This window comes from Rhodanobacter sp. K2T2 (assembly GCF_013408815.1).
Classification (GTDB): Bacteria; Pseudomonadota; Gammaproteobacteria; order Xanthomonadales; family Rhodanobacteraceae; genus Rhodanobacter.
This window is the reverse complement of sequence record NZ_JACCCA010000010.1, coordinates 144,403-160,414: the sequence shown is the minus strand read 5'-3', so window position 1 is coordinate 160,414 and position 16,012 is coordinate 144,403. Positions and strand designations below refer to the sequence as shown.

Sequence of the window (16,012 nt, the reverse complement as noted above, 5' to 3'; positions counted from 1 at the left end):
GGGTCCTGGTAATGCAGCCTGTGTTTACAACCGCTCAGTTGTCGTTGCCGTTGAGCATCGAGCCGACAATGCCGCCAAGCAGGCCACCGCCGATACCCACCGATGCCGCCCGTCCGCCGCCACCGCTGCTGGGCAGATATTCGGCGATCTGGTGCGCGAGGCGGGAGATCGGCAGGGTCTGCAACCAGACGGTGCCGGGGCCGGTGAGCGCCGCGAGAAAAATGCCGTCGCCGCCGAAGATCGCGTTCTTGATACCGGGCACCGTGGTGATCTGAAAACCGACCGACGCCTGAAACGCACCGACATGGCCCGGATGCACGCGCAAGGTTTCGCCAGGCGCCAGATTTTTCTGGATCAGCTCACCGGAAAGCTCCAGCCACGCGGTCCCGTTGCCGCCGATCTTCTGCAGCAGAAAGCCATCGCCGCCGAAGATGCCGGCACCCAGCGACTGCTGAAAGCCCACGCCGAGGGTGACCTGCGGCGTGGCGCAGAGAAAGCCGTGCCGGTGTACCAGATATTCGTTGGACGGGCTTACCGGTACCGGCACGATATGTCCTGGCACCTTGGTGGCGAACGCGACCTCGCCGGGCCGCTGCACGGCGCGGTATTCGGTCATGAAGAAACTACCACCGCCGACCGCGCGCTTGAACATGCCCATCAGCCCACCGCCGCCGCCCATCTGGGTGTGCGTGGTCATCTGGATCGATGCGGTCATCCACGACAGCTCGCCGCTCTCGGCGAACACGCTGTCGTTGGGATCGAGCTGCACTTCCAGCACGGGCATGACTGTGCCTTGGATACGGGTCTGCATGAGGCGTCCTCCTGATAGTTGGCGTTGACCGGTTGCCCCTGGCGTCGGGCGACCACCGGCAATTCGGCAATGGCTAGCGGATAGTACGCCGCTGCTGCCTCTTCTGGTCGCCGTCATTCGCTTGGGTCTCGAGAGAACGCTTGCGCCACTTGCCGCTGTGCGAACCGCTTACGCACCTGACGGTGGTGCAGACGTCATCGGCGCACTGTTTTTGATGCTGCTGGCTAACTGACGCCGGTGTGACCGCTCAAGACGATTTTCACCTTGCGCGCCAACTCGGCGCGGCCGTAAGGCTTGTGGATGACGTCGAACTCGCTGCCGCGCGTATCGGTACGCTCGATGGACGAGTCGGCGTAGCCGGTGGTCAACAGCACCTTGAGACGGGGCAGGCGCTGGCAGGCCTTGCGTGCGAGCATCACGCCGTTCATGCCGCCGGGCATGATCAGGTCGGTGAAGAGCAGATCGTAGTGCGGGTTCGCATCGATGGCGTGCAACGCGTCGGTCGCATTGTTGGCGACCGTTACGCGGTAGCCGTACTCCTCCAGGATATCTCTGGCCAACACGGCCACGTCTTCGCGATCCTCCACGACAAGGACATGTTCGCGACCGCTGTGCGGCACGACCTTTTCTTTCAACACGGCCGCCGGCGAGTGCTCCAGCGCTTCGCTGGCGGGAAAGAACAGGCGCACGGAGGTTCCGACGTTTTCCTCGGAGTCGATCAGCACCGTACCGCCGGACTGGCGCACGAAGCCGTACACCATCGACAGCCCGAGGCCGGTGCCTTTGCCTTCTTCCTTCGTGGTGAAAAAAGGATCCATGACGCGCTTTTTGATTTCCGGCGGCATGCCGGCACCGTTGTCCGATAGGGAAATGACGACGTATTTGCCGGGTTTCAGATCGATACTTTCATATTTGTTGCCGTGGACGACGCTGACGTTTTCCGTCTTGATGCGTATCAGCTGATCGTCAAGGCCGGCCATCGCATCGCGTGCATTGATGACGATGTTGAGCATGGCCACTTCGCACTGCGTCGAGTCGATGCGCGCGTTCAACAGGTCGGGCGCCAGATCCAGCTCAAGCTCGGCCGATTCACCGAGTGCACGCGACATCATCTCGTGCATGTTCTCGATCAAGTGATTGACGTTGACCATGCGTCCCTCGAGCTGCTGCTTGCGCGCGAAAGCCAGCAGCTGCTTGGTCAGCGTGCCGGCGCGCTCCACCGCTTTTTGGCAGATATCTATCTGGCGATGCAGTTTCGGCTGGTCGACGTCGGGTCGGTCGATACCGTGCCCAATGCCCTCGAGAAAGCCGGTCAACACCTGCAGAATATTGTTGAAATCGTGCGCAATGCCGCCGGTGAGCTGGCCCAGCGCCTCCATTTTCTGCGACTGGCGCAGGGCATCTTCGGCATCGCGGCGGCGGCTGACGTCGAGCTGCGAAGCGAAGAAATAAACCAGGTTGCCCTGCTTGTCGTAGACCGGCGAAATGAACAGCGCGTTCCAGAAGGTAGAGCCGTCCTTGCGATAGTTGAGAATTTCGGTGGCGTATTCGCGCCGCTGTTGCACCGCGGCGCGAATGCCCGCGACAACTTCGGCATCGGTATCCTTGCCTTGCAGAAAGCGACAGTTCTGCCCGACGATTTCATCCACCGTGTAGCCGGTCATACGCAAAAACGCCTTGTTGGCGAAGATGATCGGGTTGTCCGGCCGGTGCGGATCGGTCACCGTCATCGGCATCCGGGTGATTTCGACCGCGGCGAAAAACATGTCCTCACCCGGATGATCCATGCCGGTGTAGGAAATGGCAGCGGCGGGCGAGGTGGGCTCCGGGAAATCGGGTGGCTTGACGTCGGTCGATTCGATCATGGATGGGCTCTGGCTTTGATTCGTCGATTTGAAAAGAGTTGACCTGTGCGGCAAGGCAAGGCTCGCCGGCGAGAGATCGCCTCTAACCGTTTGCACCCGATATTTCGACACCATCCATGCCGCACAAGGCGGGCGTCACGCGGCGTGGATGTTTCCACCCCCTTCCCGTTAAGCTCGGTGAAGAAAACGTGCCTGCAGGAAAAACCGCTGGCCGCCCTTCGAACGGCACCAGCAAGCCGATGGGCCTCAATCAAAGGAGTTGTTCGATGGAGCTAGCGACGATCGACGGTTCCTGCCACTGCGGTTCGGTGCGATGGCATCTCGACCACACGCCCGACAGCGCCACGGCGTGCAATTGCACGGTCTGCCGCCGTTACGGCGTGCTCTGGGCTTACGGTCACGAGAACGACGGCGTGCGAATCTCGGGGAACACGCGGGCTTACTGGCGCGGCGGCGGGATCGAGTTTCATTTCTGCGCGGTGTGCGGCGGCGTGGCCTACTGGCGCGGTCGCGAGACGGACGCGACGGGGCAGCGTCGGATCGGTGTCAATCTGCGCATGGCCGAGCTCGCATCGGTGGCGCCCATTCCCATCGAGCACCTCGACGGGCTGGACACGTTCGAGCCCCTGCCGCGCGATGGTCGCTGTGTCGGTGACTATTGGTTCTAGCGCAAGCGATTCCGCCATGCGTGCATCTCGGCGCGCGTTACCGGCTGCTAATCTGCGCGCATGATCAACACACGCCGTTCCACCATGATTGGACGACTCGGCATCGCCTTTTTTGCGCTTGGCCTGCTGGCCTTGAGCGGGTGCGCCACCACGGCGCCGCCGCGCAACAGCCAGAGTATTTGCCAGGTTTTCGATCAGTACCCGAGCTGGTATCGCGATGCTCTCGCAGCACAGAAGCGGTGGGGCACGCCGGTGAATGTGCTGATGGCCTTTGTCCAGCGGGAATCCGATTTCCGCGGCAAGGCGCGCCCGGATCGGCCGCACTTTCTTTTTATTCCGCTACCGCGCCGGTCCAGCGCCTATGGTTATGCGCAGGCGCAGGATCCGGTATGGAAGGAGTATCGGAGGGAAAACAGCGGCTGGTTCAAGAGCCGCAAAAACATGAACAACTCGCTCGATTTCCTCGGCTGGTACACCGACCGCATCCATCGTGAGCTGGCCATCTCGAAGTGGGATCCGAAGAATCTCTACCTTGCTTATCATGAGGGTATCGGCGGTTATCGCAGCGGCCAGTGGAAGCACGATGCCCACCTGCTGCAGACTGCCGACGTCGTCGACAACCTGGCGCGAGCGTACGGTGCGCAGCTGCGGCAGTGCAGGCAGTGAGAACGGTCGGAGCGCGCGTTTCCTCAGTGAGCCGTTTTTAGGCTTCTATAGGATTTCACTCTACGTTTGAAACGAAACGAAGCGGCATCCCGATCGTTCTGTGCATGCTCGTGGCTCCTTTGTTGCCGCCCAGTCCGGTACTCGCCGAAAAAGTGTCGGAGATCGGCATCGATCGCTCCGGATTGAGCAGGCAGGACGAAGCCACGCGAGAAAAGACGCTAAACGATATTCGTAGGCTTCATGCCATTTGGTTTCGTGACGGACCGACCTCCGGCTCGCCGCAGCGTCGATCTGTGGGAAGGAGTGCCGGACGGGTTCGCCGGCTCGATGGGTCGACTGGATGGCGCGGGTCAGGCACTAGCTGCTATCGCTGCTTTTCTGTCCGGGCCCATGGCCGCTTTCCATATCTCAGCTAGCGTCTGTTATCTGCGCTATGCCTCAGGCACCCACGACCCATGAGGTCAATGCCTGCCACGGCGGCAATGCCGGCAGCACGAAGATTCCGACAATCATCAGCACGTACAGTGCCAGGCCCCACCGCGTGGCCCAATGGACGCGGCGTGTCGTTGCCAGATCGTAAGCGGCGAGGGCGAGCGGAAAGGCGGTGAGAACTGCCGTGGTCATCAGGATCGAGTTCATAAAGGCGAACGGCCAGCGATCGACCGCAGGCGCCAGTATTGCGATGGTGGCAAACAGCATTAGCCGCTTGTGCGCTGCCGGTTCCTTGCGCTTGCGCAGGGCCCATGTCACCAGAATGGCGAAGGCAATCAGCTGTAACAGATCGCCGGCGAAAAACACCGACGGTGGTATGCGTGGCACCGCGTTGCGACGAAGCGCCAATACCAGAGTCGCAAAGCCGGCAATCACCATCAGCGGCGCCATCACAGCACCAAGCACGCCGAGTTGGCGATGCCAGCGCGTGTGTCCGCTGGCAACCAGCGTGATTTGCACGGCGAGCAGCAGCACCCAGCCGACGAACAGTGCGCCGTGTATATGCACCATTACGCTCGGCAGATGAGCAAAAATCAGCCCGGCCCGAAAATAGCTGTTCTCAAACCCGATATAGACGGCTGCAGCAACAGCCAGCGCCATCGCCCCGAAAAAAACGTGATCCCGTCTCCGCCCCGAAACGACGTTCAGCATGACATTCCCCTGGCTACCCCGGTTTGAGAAATAGTAGTTCAGATATTTGTCGTTCGCAGCGTATGCGCAAACGCCAGCTATGCCAGCCGAGTCACGCGAAAGGGTTCCCCGGTTTTGACGTCCAATTACTTGCGCCGGAATGACGAACTTTTTACGGGAATCCCCGCAAAGGATGTGCTCCTTTTACGCACCTGCCTGTAATTTCTTGCGACACCCACCGCGCCGAGATGGATCGGGCATTTGTCCGCCACGTTCGGCGCCACGCTGGATCGCTGATGAAAAAACCCCTTTTTATCCTTACAGCGGCACTGTTCCTTCAGAGTACCCCTATCGTCCACGCCCAAAGCGCCGACACCACGCCCATTTGCACCGACCGTCCGACCAAGGCCAACGCGACCTGCACCGTACCGCAGGGCAGCTGGCAGCTGGAAACCGATATCGGCAACACCACGCACGATCAGCATGGTGGTGTGAGCACCGATACCCTCTATTACCTCAATCCCTATTTCAAATATGGCTTAAACGATCATCAGGACATTGAGATCAACTGGGCGCCAGCCATCCGCGTGCGTACCAAGGACGATGGTCGGAACCGCAGCGTTTCCGGTGCCGGCGATGTCTACGTGCGGCTGAAGTCGCGGTTGTTCAGCGACGACACGGTCAGCATGTCGCTGATTCCCTTTATCAAGGCGCCTACCGCATCGCACGATCTGGGCAACGATCGTTGGGAGGGCGGCCTGGTGGCGCCGATCGGCGTTGCATTGCCGCGAGGTTTTTCACTGACGTTGGGACCGGAGCTCGATCTGCTGGCCGATAGCGATGGTCACGGCCATCATGCTGCCGTGACCGGCCTGGTCAACGTGGCGCATCCGCTAACCAGTCGATTGAGCCTCGCTGTCGAGCTATGGGCACAGGACAATCGCGACCCGGCCGGCACCATCCGCCAGCGATCGGCCGACGCGGCGCTGATTTTTCTGGTGAACCCGACACTGCAGCTGGACGCCGGTGCCAATTTCGGCCTCAACCGCAGCACGCCGGATAGCCAGATTTACCTTGGGCTGTCGCATCGGTTCTAGCGCTGGTGGTAGCGCGCGAGGTGGCCCAAACGCCTGCGCGCAAGCGCCGAACAAAGCTCTGCGCGTCATGAGTGCCAGCGCCGCGTTTACCGCGATAACGGCGTCGCGCTTCGCTGTTGCTGCGCTTCCGGCGCGTTCTGCATGGCAGTCGGAGCTTGCGCTTGCGCCTGCTGCTGGTTAACGCGTGCCATGGTGGCGGTGCTCTGCACGATGGACGTCTGAACCGCTAGCGCGGTGTCCACCGGGTGCGCGATCTGTCGGGCAGGTGATCCAGGATCGCCCTGAACGGCGAAGGCTCGACCGCCGTCCTCGCTCAATACCACGTGATCGATGTGTTTCAGGCCGCTGCTGCGCGCGGCTACGGCAACAGCGGCAGACAGGTTGTCGCTTTTCTGATCCGGCGTATGGCCGATCTGTGCATCGACCCTGTGCACGGCGTTTCGCGCCTGCAGATAGAGCGGATGGTCGGGATGCGCAGGCTGGTCGAGCCGCGCTGGCGCGGCTACGGGTGCACTAACGCTCGCGCGCGCTGCTTCCGTTTGCCGAGTGGCATCGAGTTCATCGCGCAGATTGCCGCTTGCGGTATTCGTACCCCACAGAGTGCCGGGTGTGCTCCACTGCCCATCGACCGCTCGCGTATAGGTATGCCCGTCCGATGCTTGCACGATGTTGTTGGACGTTTTCAGCGCGTGAGTTACCGCATCGGGCATGGCGCCGTATTGATTCCAGCCGTACTGGGCGTAAGCAGCCTGGTAGCGTTGGGCCATCCCTTGCGGCGAGGCAGCGATATTCTCGGCAATGGTTTGCCGCGCTGCCTGATCGAGCTGCGCCGCCCGCATGGGGTCGGCGGTTTCCACGCGCGTGCCGGCCATGCCGTGTTCGAGTATTTGATCGGTCACCTCGCGCGTCCACGCATGCGTCTGCGCATCGCGCGTCCAGGGCGCATTTCTCGCGCTCGGCGCATCCCCGGCAGCGGCCGGTTGCGCGTAGGGATCTTTTGGCGTGGCGGGGTTGGCCGGCGCCAGCTGCACCGCGGTGCTCGACGCCTGAAAATTGAGCTGATTGGAAAGCGCCGCATCGGCGGTCAGCGCGCGGTGCTGTTCCTGACGCGTCCAGCCCTGGGCCGGCTGCTGCGGATCATATCGCCAGGTGCTGCCTTGACTGTCAGATTGGTTATAGATGCGATGATGATCGATCGCATCGGCGATCTTGCTGCCACCAATCGCGCCAGCGATGCCACCAACGGCACCCGTGGCAAGCAGGCCTGGGCCCGATTCCACGCCCAGCGCCGCGCCGGTGGCCGCGCCAAGCTCCGCGCCCGCGAGCATGCCGAGATTTCGACCGCCAAAATGCAGAATCTCCGATTGGCCGCCGACACGGTTGCCTGCATGCAGCAGATCAGCCGTACGTTGCCCCGTAGCGGTGGCATCGTAGATCACGGCAGCCGCGCCCAGCGCGCCGAGACCCCTGCTGGCGGCATTGGACGATAGCCCTGCGCCGGCACTGCGCTCGGCCTGCACGGCGAGGCTGTTGTCCAGGCTCTTCAGGTAGGTGGGTTCGCTATACAGCCCGCGATGCGGCACCAGATACTGCTCGGCTCCGCCGGGCTTGGCTACTAAGCCGCCGAGTTCGGACGTCGGGGCGATGTGGCTGACGAACACCTCGGTCGGCGCCTTGGGTTTGATTTGATAGACGTCGTAACGCGCTGCTTCGCTCTGGATTGGCAGGCCGAAACGATCGGAGAGATTGTGGCCTTGATGCAGCGCGTCTTCGAACGCCGATTGCTTGGCGAAAAACGGCGAGTATGGCGACACCGTGCTGCCCGTCGGCACGATCTTCACCAGCGGCTCGCTGTTGAGTTCCATGCGCGGAAGTTCGCGGCCAGAGATGATCTGGCTAACGGCGCGATCGGTTATTTTCGATGCCGAGCTAGTAGGGTCGGCTTGTACCAGCCGCTGCAGATAGATCTGGCCATCCGAGGTTTTCAGATAGCTTTTTGCCGCCTCCTCACTCACGCCCTGTGTAACGAACGTTTCGCTTCGGCTGATGGCGGCGGCATGTTGCTGTCGCAGGTCGTCGGGAGTGATGCCCTCAGTCATGAGCTTTCGCTCCGTCGATCATGGCCTGAACACTGGCAATGATGTCGTTCTCTTCCTCGTCGCGCCCCCCGCGCATCTGCGCGGAGAATTCCGAATACGCCTCGTCGACATCCGGATCTTTATACGGTGTGTAGAGGCCATCGCCAAAGTTATAGTTGCCCGGACTATTCCTTCGATCGACGGGCTTCAGCACTTGTCCTGCCTTTGCCGCTTCGATAAGCGGCAGCAAAGCACGAAGGAGGCTCTGCACGTCCTCACTATCGGGATATTGCTTGAGCGTCCACTCCAGATGCTCTGCACTCGCCTGGAGCTTTGCCGGGTCGATGGACTGGGTCATGGCCTGATTTCCTGAGTCGATTGCGTGGATGAGCGAAAGGCCCGCATCCGATCAGGCCCAAGCGTCTTTCCTCGCGGGTTTCGTTCGGTGAAGCCGTCCTTCATTTCGGACATGAAGCTGTTGTGGGTGCCTTTTCGATAGAAGAGCCACGAGATGCGCTGAACACCAGCGGCGATGTTGTGAACCGCGGAAAACGGCGTAATTGCCTCAGACGTTGTGCGCGATCGCTCAACGAAAAAAAGGTTTAGCGAGTTCGACGCTGGCACAAAAACAGCTGCAGTTTCGCCGGAGCCAATCAAATTTTTGGCAGTATCACCCGGATAAAAAACGAGGCGCATGAACCGGCTCTCCGTGCGTTCAAAGCGAAATTCAACTTAGCACCGGTGGCGTCGATCCCGCAAACGTCTGCACCAACACGAGATAGGCGAACGAATGGAGCCGCAAGAGCAGCGAGCGATGAAACGATCGCCGCTGGGTCTACGTGCGTGTAAGACGCGACGATAGAACGCCGGCAATCAAATCGCTGCGTCACGCATCACATGCAGCACGCGGCTGGCGATCAGCTCGCCCGTTTCTTCGCCGTACTTGCGCATATGGTCGGTCGCCGCATGCGCATCGAGCGCCGCCACGCTGGACCACTTTTCAACAACGATATACGTGTCGGGGCCGATGGCTTCACGCGCACCGTCGAGCCCTGCGTCATTGTCGATGATGGGCCGGTATTCGATGCAGCCGTCTTCGGTGTGCACGATCGGCACCACGGCGAGAAAGCGTTCCAGCAGCTCGGCGCGGCGGCCGGGTTTGGCCGTGATGATGGCAATAACGTGGATCATTTCGTTTGCTCCTGAGCGGGAAGGGCAACCTAGCAGGGCGGTCATTCAATTGGAGTGAGGTTTATCGGTCGGTACGGCGTTTGGGAATGATTGCTTGCCGTCGATTCGAGGCCTGCGTCCAGTGCTAAAGTGATGCGATCGTCGTCACTTGAAAGCGAGCCGCGCAATGAGTAGTACCGAAGCCCCTTATTCCATCGGTACACCGGGACGTCCCTGGGGCGAGGCTGAGGTTGCGTTATGGCTGTCACGGCAAGTTGTCCAGCGCAGCTATGCCGCGGATGTGGTCAGCGTGATCGATACCTTTCGCTCTCGCTTCGATGTATCCGAGTACGGCCGGATCGACTACGCGCCGGACAGCTATCCGCTGTTCGCCATCCGCAGCCGCGACTGGAACGATGCGCTACCCGTGGTACTGGTCACCGGTGGCGTGCACGGTTATGAAACCAGCGGCGTGCACGGCGCGCTGCAGTTTGTCGATCGGCAGATGGCGAACTACGCCGGCCGGGTCAATATTTTGTTGGCGCCATGCATCAGTCCCTGGGCCTACGAACGCATTCACCGCTGGAACGCCGACGCGCTCGATCCGAACCGTTCGTTTCGCGCCGATAGTCCCGCACAGGAGTCGGCCGCATTGATGCGACTGGTCGAGCCCATCCGCGCTCGCGCCTTGATGCATATCGACCTGCATGAAACCACCGATACCGACGAGTCCGAGTTTCGGCCGGCCTTGGCCGCACGCGACGGCATCCATTACGAGCCCGACGATATTCCGGATGGCTTCTATCTGGTGGACGACAGCGAAAACCCGCAGCCCGCGTTTCAACAGGCGGTGATTGCCGCGGTTGCCAAAGTCACCCATATCGCGCCGGCCGATGAGCGCGGCGAAATCATCGGTTCACCGATGGTCGCGCCGGGGGTCATCGAGTACTCGCTGAAAAAACTCGGCCTGTGTGCCCGCGTCACTGACGCCCCCTATGTCACCACCACCGAGGTCTATCCCGACAGCCCTCGCGCCACGCCCGAGCAGTGCAACGCCGCGCAGGTGGCGGCGGTGTGTGCGGCGATCGATTTTGTGTTGGCAGAAGTCGCTAGCGCCTGAGTTGAGCTGAAGTGGCCAAACACCATCAATGCAGGTGAGAGCTCAGCTTTCGACTTGGGGTGTAAAGATAAAAGACGATAAACAGCTGCGCCATGCTAGATTCCCCGGTACTACAAGGATGCGTTCCACAGGGGAGCACAATGACTTTTAGAGATATGTCCAAGCGGGCATTTTTGCTCGTCGTTGTCTTGTCGTTGGCTGGATGCGCAACTGCTTACCAATCGAAGGGAATGACGGGCGGGTTTAGCGAAACAGATCTTGGTCCAACGAGCTTCAAGATTGCCTTCAGCGGCAACGGCTTCACCAGTGCGGAGCGCGCGTCAGACTTCGCCATGTTGCGCGCCGCCGACAAATCCATTGAAGATGGCTGCAATTATTTCGGCGTAATGAATGAGGCCGATGGCGGTTCCACCAGTTCAGTCACGATCGCAAATGCCGGGTACGGTAGGCACGGAGCGTGGGGGAGCGCTTTCACTACGCCGATATTCAAGCCGAACAGCATGCTTTTGATTAGGTGTTTTGCTGTTCAGCCACCAGGTGCCGAATTGTTCGACGCGCATTACATCGCACATTCCATTCGCACTAAATACCAGATACCGGATAGCTCAGGGCACACGACACGAACTGCTGCCGTTACATCTCAGGCGGGACCGGGCATCGTCACCGCCTCCGCACAGGTTGCGGCACCTGCCGCAAATATTGCGCAACAGGTGTTGGCAGCTCAACGCCTTTCCACAGGGCAGGGATGCGGTGATGTCAGTGCAAACCCAGACGGTACATTCCAGGCGTCCTGTCCCGCGGGCACGATGATTATCGAGTGCAGTGGGACATCGTGCCGGCCCGTGCGAATGAAGGCCGATTGAAAATCGTAAAAGCGGTGCCGTGCCATTCGCCTGCTTCAAGTCATAGGTAAGGGCGTTGCGCATACTGCGGAAGTGCTAGTCGTGTCGCGAAGTTAACAAATCAAGCCTCGTGCGTTGCAGGCATCTCAGTGGAAGAAAGGCTGTCCGCCACGATGTCGTGCACTTGTTTCGCGAGCGCCTTGCGGTCGGTGCCGGGCACAATGGCGATGGGTTCGTGGAAGGTCACGCGCACTCGCGCGCCGGTTGCGCGAAAAAACCGGCTGACGTGCGGGCCGGCTTCCATGCCGCCGTGGAAGGCGTAGCCGTCGCGATCGCCGCCGGCTGATAATGCGCGGCCATCCACGGATACGACGTCGAGCGTAAACGGCTGCAGCTGCCACGCCTGTGCGGCGGCCTGTGGACCGAGGAAGGGCGCGAGCAGGCTGGACTTAAAGGGCGCGACCTGCTCGCCGGATGAGGTGGTGCCTTCGGGGAACAACACCAGGTCGTGATCGGGGCGCATCTGCGCGGCAATAGCGGTCGCCATGCTGGCGGTGTCCTGCCGGCGCCGGCTGATGAACACCGTCTGCCCCAGGCCGCCGATAAAGCGTACGCCGGGCCAGCTTTCCATGTCGTCCTTGGCGATAAAGCGCGCGCGCAGAATGCTTCCCAGCAGCACGATGTCGTAATGCGAAATGTGGTTGCCGACAAAGAGCGTGCCGCCTGTTTCGCGCGGTGCGCCGACGATCTCCAACTGCAGACCCATCGCGCGGCGCAGGCAGACGAACCACAGCCGCGGCAGCACAAACGCGACGCGCCCGCGGGTAAAACGCATGAGCAGCCACTGTGGCGGCATCAGCACCGCGCTCGCCAGCAGGATCGCGGCGATCTTGATGCCTGCGCGCAGTGAGGCGAAAGCGTTGCCGGGGGCAGGGCGTGCGGGGTCGATGCTCATGCGGGAGATACGTGTTGTCGAGGGGCGGCGGATGCGCGCAAAGGAACCACGCACGGGTCGCCCATTGTCCCCGAAGCGGACACCTAAAACGAAACGGGTCGCGATCACTGCTTCTGTCGAAGCAAACCTAGCCCGGGGTCGTCGATGGTGCATTTATGCCGGCGCGGGTCCCGCCAGATATTCCTTGGACGTCTCGTCGATCAGCTGCGGCGCGTTCAACGAGCGCGGATAGCCGATGAATGGCAGGCTGTGCGCGTGGGAATGCGAGAAGGGTAATTATGCCTCGAACGTGCGCGCCGAAGGCCGGCTTACTTTCAGTAGAGTCCGGTAGATACTGGAGGCGTGCTGGCCCACCGGTGTCCGCCGTTTCCGGGCTATCAGGCTATCACCTGTATTACCCCAGCCGTAGTCAACCATCGTGGGCGTTTTCGCTTCTGCTGGAGGCACTGCGTCAGCGGGTTTGGCGGTGACAGCCCATGGCATCGCGTGCCTGACGCTGCGGCTCATGTTTTGAGCACGCCGCGCGCAAAGGACTATGCTGGCCCTCTTACCCAGGCTCAGAGGCATCCGTCATGAGCAACGTCGCCGGCAAGACCAGCAACGGCTATACCTACGAAGGCGACCACCATCCGGGCAGCTCCGGCCGGGTCAACTGGACGGCAACGTATCGATTGAAAGGCGAGTTTGCCGGCATACGCCACGGGCTGGTGCACGACATGCTCGGCATTTCCACCGACGGCGTCGACAGCGCGGTGAAAAGCGATATCGAATCTGTTTGGACGGATGCGGCCTGACCGGCTGCCGCTTTCACCCGTTCCAGTCACGCTAGTCGCTCGCACCCGTACTCATGAAAAGGCCTGCCGAAGCGCTTCGTACGCGTCGGCAGGTCGGTTTCACTGCATACCGGCTTAGGCCGGCAGCATGTCTTACGGGGTCTCGACAACCTTCTTCAGATTGTCCAGACCGGCCTGGTACACCCCGCCGATCACCTTCGTTGCGGTAGCGTCATTGGCGTCGTCGGCCGGCTTGGGGCCGATGTCCTTGCGCTTGAACGTGCCCGACCAGGTGACCTTGGCGCTGTCCTTGCCGACGGCGATGACTCGGAAGGTAGACGTATATGAGGTCACCGGCAGCACGCCATCGAGGATGACGTATTTGAACTGGTGGCCCTGCTCGTTGAAAGCGATCAGCTTTTCGTGGACCTTGCCGCCATCGCTCAGCGTGAGCTGGCGTTCCGCGCCGGGCTGGTTGTCGGTACCGGCAACGATCTCGTCCTTGGCCACGGCCGGGTGCCAGGTATTGAGGCCGCTGAAGTCCTTGGCTTTGGCCCACACCGCATCCGGCGTGGCGTGGATGACCACGCTTTTGCTGACCTTGAGCACCGGCGCAGCAGCCAGGCCGATACCGGGCAGCGCCACGAGCGCGACAAACGCAATCTTGTGAAATCTTTTCATGAAAGACGACCCCTTTGATTGGTGGACGCCGGAGCGCGGGGCGACCCTGCCGATCCCGGGAGCCGGACTGGCCGAATCTGACACAAAGATTCGGCGTAGGCTTGCCGCGTTGCAGCGGCTTTGCATCGGCGCGGGAAAACACATCAGATCGGAGTGTGAGCCGATCAGTGGCGATCGATCAGTTTGGCAATCACGACATTGAGCGAAGTCGTACCCTTGCGCACATGCGCGTCATCCGAATCGAAGCGAATCCATCCCTCGTTGAAGCCGTCGATCATCTGGGCGCGCGGCGTCGGGTTCTTCATGCCTTGGCGCGTGAACTCGTCGATCCAGCCATCCCGCGGAACGACTTCGGCTTTGACATGATGACCCAGTACTTCAGCGAACGCCGCAGCCAGTTGGTTCGGTGTGACGCGCTGCGGGCCTTCCAGTTCGACGATTCGGGTACCCGTCCAGGTTTCCAGCAGCAGTGCAGCGGCAAGCATGCCAACGTCCTGGGTGGCAACCATAGGAAACGCTCGGTCCAGCGGCTGCAGATAGCTGCGTAGCACGCCTTCCTTTCGCGCTGTCGCTACATCCCACAATGCGTTCTCCATAAACCAGCCGGCGCGCAGAAAAGCCACGGGCAGCGGCAATTCGGAAAAACTCGTTTCCATCATGCCCAGCAGATTGAGCAGATTGGGCTGGACTGCCTGGGCGCCTATGGTGGAAAGACAAACGATGCGCGGGGGTTTGGCGGCCTCCAATGCGGCACGTAGCGAGGCCAGCATCGCTTTGCCTTCGGTAAAGCCGGGGCTGGGGTCGAATATCGGTGGCAACAGTACGAAAACGCCATCGACACCCTGAAAGGCTTTAGTGAGCGCAGCGACATCGTTGACGTCGGCGACGGCGATCTCGCAGCCGCGCGATTTCCAGCTTTCGGCCTTTGCCGCATCGCGCACGACGGCACGAACCTCGAGACCTTGCGTCAGTAGGGTGTCGGCGACGGCGCTGCCGACCTGGCCAGTGATTCCGATGATGGCATACATGGTGATGGTCCTTAGTTATGGTGAAGCGGGATCGGAGGGGCTGGCGCGCTTGTCCTCCGGCTGCGGGCAAGATTAGCGATCGGGATGTCTTGACTGAAGATCACTTTTTTCAGATCTTTCATGACTGAAAATCAGGAGTGATGACGATGGCCTTCGATGGAAAAATGCTCGCCAATCTGGGCGTGCTGGCGGCGGTCGTGGAGTCGGGCAACTTCGCGCGCGCGTCGGATGCGCTGGGCATGACGGCCTCCGGCGTCAGTCGCGCCATCAGCCGCATGGAAGGGCGGCTCGGTATACGACTGCTGCATCGAACCACGCGCTCGATCACGCTGACCGACGAAGGCCAGCGCTTCTACGCCGAGGTGCAGCCGCTGCTGGTGGGCATCGAGGAGGCGGCGTCGCACGCGGGCAGCGCCTCGGCGTCGGTGCGCGGCCGCCTACGGATCAATGCCGACCCTTTGTTTTCACGGGAAGTGCTGGCGCCGAAATTGCCGGCGTTCATGGCGCGTCATCCGGAGCTGGAAATCGAGCTGATTACCCGCGACGAGCTGGGCGACATGATCGGCGACGGCATCGACGTCGCGGTGCGCTTCGGCGTTCCGCCATCGTCCTCGTTGGTGGCGAGGCTGTTGCTGGAGACGTGCATCGTCACGGTGGCGTCGCCGGCGTACCTGAAAAAGCACGGGCTGCCCACGGTGCCTGCCGATATCGCCCGCCATACGTGTATCCAGTTTCGCGACTCGCAGACGCGGCGGGCGTTCGACTGGGAGTTTCGCAAGGGCCGCAGGGTGGTGCCGGTGACCACGCACGGTCCGCTGCTGGTGACCGACGCGGGAACCCTGATCGGCGCCTGCGTCGCCGGTGCAGGGCTGGCGCAAATGATGTCGCTCGGCGTGGTGCAGGATCTGATCGCCAGAAAAAAGTTGGTGCAAGTGTTGCCGGACTGGGCCGACGAGCGCTTTCCGCTGTATGCCTTCTATCCCTCGCGGCATCATCCGGCGGGCAAGGTACGTGCCTTCATCGACTTCTGTCTGGAGATACTTGCCTGACGCCGCGCCTTCGATGCAGAAAAAAATACAGACGGCGTCGGCGGCTTGTGCGAATAATCGTTACTTATCGATCCGCTTTTTATTCGG

The 16,012-nt window shown here is 61.2% G+C and carries 17 protein-coding genes; 7 read left to right on the top strand and 10 right to left on the bottom strand.

Annotation, left to right across the window (positions count from 1 at the left end; genetic code table 11):
- Nucleotides 1-34: 34 nt before the first annotated feature.
- Both HDE78_RS16315 and HDE78_RS16310 read right to left on the bottom strand, forming a co-directional pair.
- The gene (locus HDE78_RS16315) at nucleotides 35-811 is read right to left on the bottom strand and encodes a TIGR00266 family protein (RefSeq protein WP_179481397.1); all 777 of its coding nucleotides are present in this window, start codon (nucleotides 809-811) and stop codon (nucleotides 35-37) included.
- A 224-nt stretch (nucleotides 812-1,035) separates the two neighbouring features.
- Nucleotides 1,036-2,676 (bottom strand): histidine kinase famiy protein, encoded by a 1,641-nt coding sequence (locus HDE78_RS16310; RefSeq protein WP_304624665.1) that lies wholly within the window; start codon nucleotides 2,674-2,676, stop codon nucleotides 1,036-1,038.
- A gap of 116 nt (nucleotides 2,677-2,792) precedes the next feature.
- On the opposite strand from HDE78_RS16310, the gene HDE78_RS16305 reads away from it, so the two are divergent.
- Both HDE78_RS16305 and HDE78_RS16300 read left to right on the top strand, forming a co-directional pair.
- Nucleotides 2,793-3,344 (top strand): GFA family protein, encoded by a 552-nt coding sequence (locus HDE78_RS16305; protein WP_255457863.1) that lies wholly within the window; start codon nucleotides 2,793-2,795, stop codon nucleotides 3,342-3,344.
- Nucleotides 3,345-3,404: 60 nt separating this feature from the next.
- On the top strand, nucleotides 3,405-4,010 hold the full coding sequence (locus HDE78_RS16300; protein ID WP_218862437.1) for a hypothetical protein: 606 nt from the start codon (nucleotides 3,405-3,407) through the stop codon (nucleotides 4,008-4,010).
- 438 nt (nucleotides 4,011-4,448) lie between these two features.
- Here HDE78_RS16300 and HDE78_RS16295 read toward each other — a convergent pair whose 3' ends face one another.
- A complete protein-coding gene (locus HDE78_RS16295) occupies nucleotides 4,449-5,153 on the bottom strand; it encodes a hypothetical protein (RefSeq protein ID WP_179481395.1) in 705 nt (234 codons plus the stop codon).
- Nucleotides 5,154-5,428: 275 nt separating this feature from the next.
- Here HDE78_RS16295 and HDE78_RS16290 point away from each other — a divergent pair, with 275 nt between their 5' ends.
- The gene (locus HDE78_RS16290; RefSeq protein ID WP_179481393.1) at nucleotides 5,429-6,229 is read left to right on the top strand and encodes a transporter; all 801 of its coding nucleotides are present in this window, start codon (nucleotides 5,429-5,431) and stop codon (nucleotides 6,227-6,229) included.
- Nucleotides 6,230-6,315: 86 nt separating this feature from the next.
- Here the strand turns inward: HDE78_RS16290 and HDE78_RS16285 are convergent, their stop codons facing one another.
- The 4 genes from HDE78_RS16285 to HDE78_RS16270 form a co-directional block, all read right to left on the bottom strand.
- Nucleotides 6,316-8,328 carry an XVIPCD domain-containing protein gene (locus HDE78_RS16285; protein ID WP_179481391.1) on the bottom strand — a complete coding sequence of 671 codons (2,013 nt, stop codon included), beginning with the start codon at nucleotides 8,326-8,328 and terminating at the stop codon, nucleotides 6,316-6,318.
- Nucleotides 8,321-8,665 carry a hypothetical protein gene (locus HDE78_RS16280; RefSeq protein ID WP_179481389.1) on the bottom strand — a complete coding sequence of 115 codons (345 nt, stop codon included), beginning with the start codon at nucleotides 8,663-8,665 and terminating at the stop codon, nucleotides 8,321-8,323. Before HDE78_RS16280 ends, HDE78_RS16285 begins: the two co-directional genes overlap by 8 nt.
- Nucleotides 8,662-9,003, bottom strand: a complete 342-nt coding sequence (locus HDE78_RS16275) for a hypothetical protein (RefSeq protein WP_179481387.1) — start codon at nucleotides 9,001-9,003, stop codon at nucleotides 8,662-8,664. Before HDE78_RS16275 ends, HDE78_RS16280 begins: the two co-directional genes overlap by 4 nt.
- A 177-nt stretch (nucleotides 9,004-9,180) precedes the next feature.
- Nucleotides 9,181-9,498, bottom strand: coding sequence for a putative quinol monooxygenase (locus HDE78_RS16270; RefSeq protein ID WP_179481385.1), 318 nt, complete (start codon nucleotides 9,496-9,498; stop codon nucleotides 9,181-9,183).
- A gap of 166 nt (nucleotides 9,499-9,664) precedes the next feature.
- Here HDE78_RS16270 and HDE78_RS16265 point away from each other — a divergent pair, with 166 nt between their 5' ends.
- The gene (locus tag HDE78_RS16265) at nucleotides 9,665-10,597 is read left to right on the top strand and encodes a M14 family metallocarboxypeptidase (protein ID WP_179481383.1); all 933 of its coding nucleotides are present in this window, start codon (nucleotides 9,665-9,667) and stop codon (nucleotides 10,595-10,597) included.
- 155 nt (nucleotides 10,598-10,752) lie between these two features.
- Nucleotides 10,753-11,460 (top strand): hypothetical protein, encoded by a 708-nt coding sequence (locus HDE78_RS16260; RefSeq protein ID WP_179481381.1) that lies wholly within the window; start codon nucleotides 10,753-10,755, stop codon nucleotides 11,458-11,460.
- A gap of 100 nt (nucleotides 11,461-11,560) precedes the next feature.
- Here the strand turns inward: HDE78_RS16260 and HDE78_RS16255 are convergent, their stop codons facing one another.
- Entirely contained in the window at nucleotides 11,561-12,394 is an 834-nt protein-coding gene (locus HDE78_RS16255; RefSeq protein ID WP_255457862.1) for a lysophospholipid acyltransferase family protein, read from the bottom strand.
- A 572-nt stretch (nucleotides 12,395-12,966) separates the two neighbouring features.
- On the opposite strand from HDE78_RS16255, the gene HDE78_RS16250 reads away from it, so the two are divergent.
- The gene (locus HDE78_RS16250; RefSeq protein WP_179481379.1) at nucleotides 12,967-13,188 is read left to right on the top strand and encodes a TonB-dependent receptor; all 222 of its coding nucleotides are present in this window, start codon (nucleotides 12,967-12,969) and stop codon (nucleotides 13,186-13,188) included.
- A 132-nt stretch (nucleotides 13,189-13,320) separates the two neighbouring features.
- On the opposite strand, the gene HDE78_RS16245 is transcribed toward HDE78_RS16250, so the two are convergent.
- On the bottom strand, nucleotides 13,321-13,848 hold the full coding sequence (locus tag HDE78_RS16245) for an SRPBCC family protein (RefSeq protein ID WP_179481377.1): 528 nt from the start codon (nucleotides 13,846-13,848) through the stop codon (nucleotides 13,321-13,323).
- Between the two features lie 164 nt (nucleotides 13,849-14,012).
- Complete coding sequence (locus HDE78_RS16240; protein WP_179481375.1) at nucleotides 14,013-14,876, bottom strand: NmrA family NAD(P)-binding protein; 864 nt, start codon at nucleotides 14,874-14,876, stop codon at nucleotides 14,013-14,015.
- A 146-nt stretch (nucleotides 14,877-15,022) separates the two neighbouring features.
- Here HDE78_RS16240 and HDE78_RS16235 point away from each other — a divergent pair, with 146 nt between their 5' ends.
- On the top strand, nucleotides 15,023-15,925 hold the full coding sequence (locus HDE78_RS16235) for a LysR family transcriptional regulator (protein WP_179481373.1): 903 nt from the start codon (nucleotides 15,023-15,025) through the stop codon (nucleotides 15,923-15,925).
- Nucleotides 15,926-16,012: the final 87 nt, after the last annotated feature.

Bases quoted from the DNA above. Each gene is read 5' to 3' on its own strand.
- HDE78_RS16315 (WP_179481397.1), bottom strand. From the start codon at position 811: ATGCAGACCCGTATCCAAGGCACAGTCATGCCCGTGCTGGAAGTGCAG.
- HDE78_RS16310 (WP_304624665.1), bottom strand. From the start codon at position 2,676: ATGATCGAATCGACCGACGTCAAGCCACCCGATTTCCCGGAGCCCACC.
- HDE78_RS16305 (WP_255457863.1), top strand. From the start codon at position 2,793: ATGCCGCACAAGGCGGGCGTCACGCGGCGTGGATGTTTCCACCCCCTT.
- HDE78_RS16300 (WP_218862437.1), top strand. From the start codon at position 3,405: ATGATCAACACACGCCGTTCCACCATGATTGGACGACTCGGCATCGCC.
- HDE78_RS16295 (WP_179481395.1), bottom strand. From the start codon at position 5,153: ATGCTGAACGTCGTTTCGGGGCGGAGACGGGATCACGTTTTTTTCGGG.
- HDE78_RS16290 (WP_179481393.1), top strand. From the start codon at position 5,429: ATGAAAAAACCCCTTTTTATCCTTACAGCGGCACTGTTCCTTCAGAGT.
- HDE78_RS16285 (WP_179481391.1), bottom strand. From the start codon at position 8,328: ATGACTGAGGGCATCACTCCCGACGACCTGCGACAGCAACATGCCGCC.
- HDE78_RS16280 (WP_179481389.1), bottom strand. From the start codon at position 8,665: ATGACCCAGTCCATCGACCCGGCAAAGCTCCAGGCGAGTGCAGAGCAT.
- HDE78_RS16275 (WP_179481387.1), bottom strand. From the start codon at position 9,003: ATGCGCCTCGTTTTTTATCCGGGTGATACTGCCAAAAATTTGATTGGC.
- HDE78_RS16270 (WP_179481385.1), bottom strand. From the start codon at position 9,498: ATGATCCACGTTATTGCCATCATCACGGCCAAACCCGGCCGCCGCGCC.
- HDE78_RS16265 (WP_179481383.1), top strand. From the start codon at position 9,665: ATGAGTAGTACCGAAGCCCCTTATTCCATCGGTACACCGGGACGTCCC.
- HDE78_RS16260 (WP_179481381.1), top strand. From the start codon at position 10,753: ATGTCCAAGCGGGCATTTTTGCTCGTCGTTGTCTTGTCGTTGGCTGGA.
- HDE78_RS16255 (WP_255457862.1), bottom strand. From the start codon at position 12,394: ATGAGCATCGACCCCGCACGCCCTGCCCCCGGCAACGCTTTCGCCTCA.
- HDE78_RS16250 (WP_179481379.1), top strand. From the start codon at position 12,967: ATGAGCAACGTCGCCGGCAAGACCAGCAACGGCTATACCTACGAAGGC.
- HDE78_RS16245 (WP_179481377.1), bottom strand. From the start codon at position 13,848: ATGAAAAGATTTCACAAGATTGCGTTTGTCGCGCTCGTGGCGCTGCCC.
- HDE78_RS16240 (WP_179481375.1), bottom strand. From the start codon at position 14,876: ATGTATGCCATCATCGGAATCACTGGCCAGGTCGGCAGCGCCGTCGCC.
- HDE78_RS16235 (WP_179481373.1), top strand. From the start codon at position 15,023: ATGGCCTTCGATGGAAAAATGCTCGCCAATCTGGGCGTGCTGGCGGCG.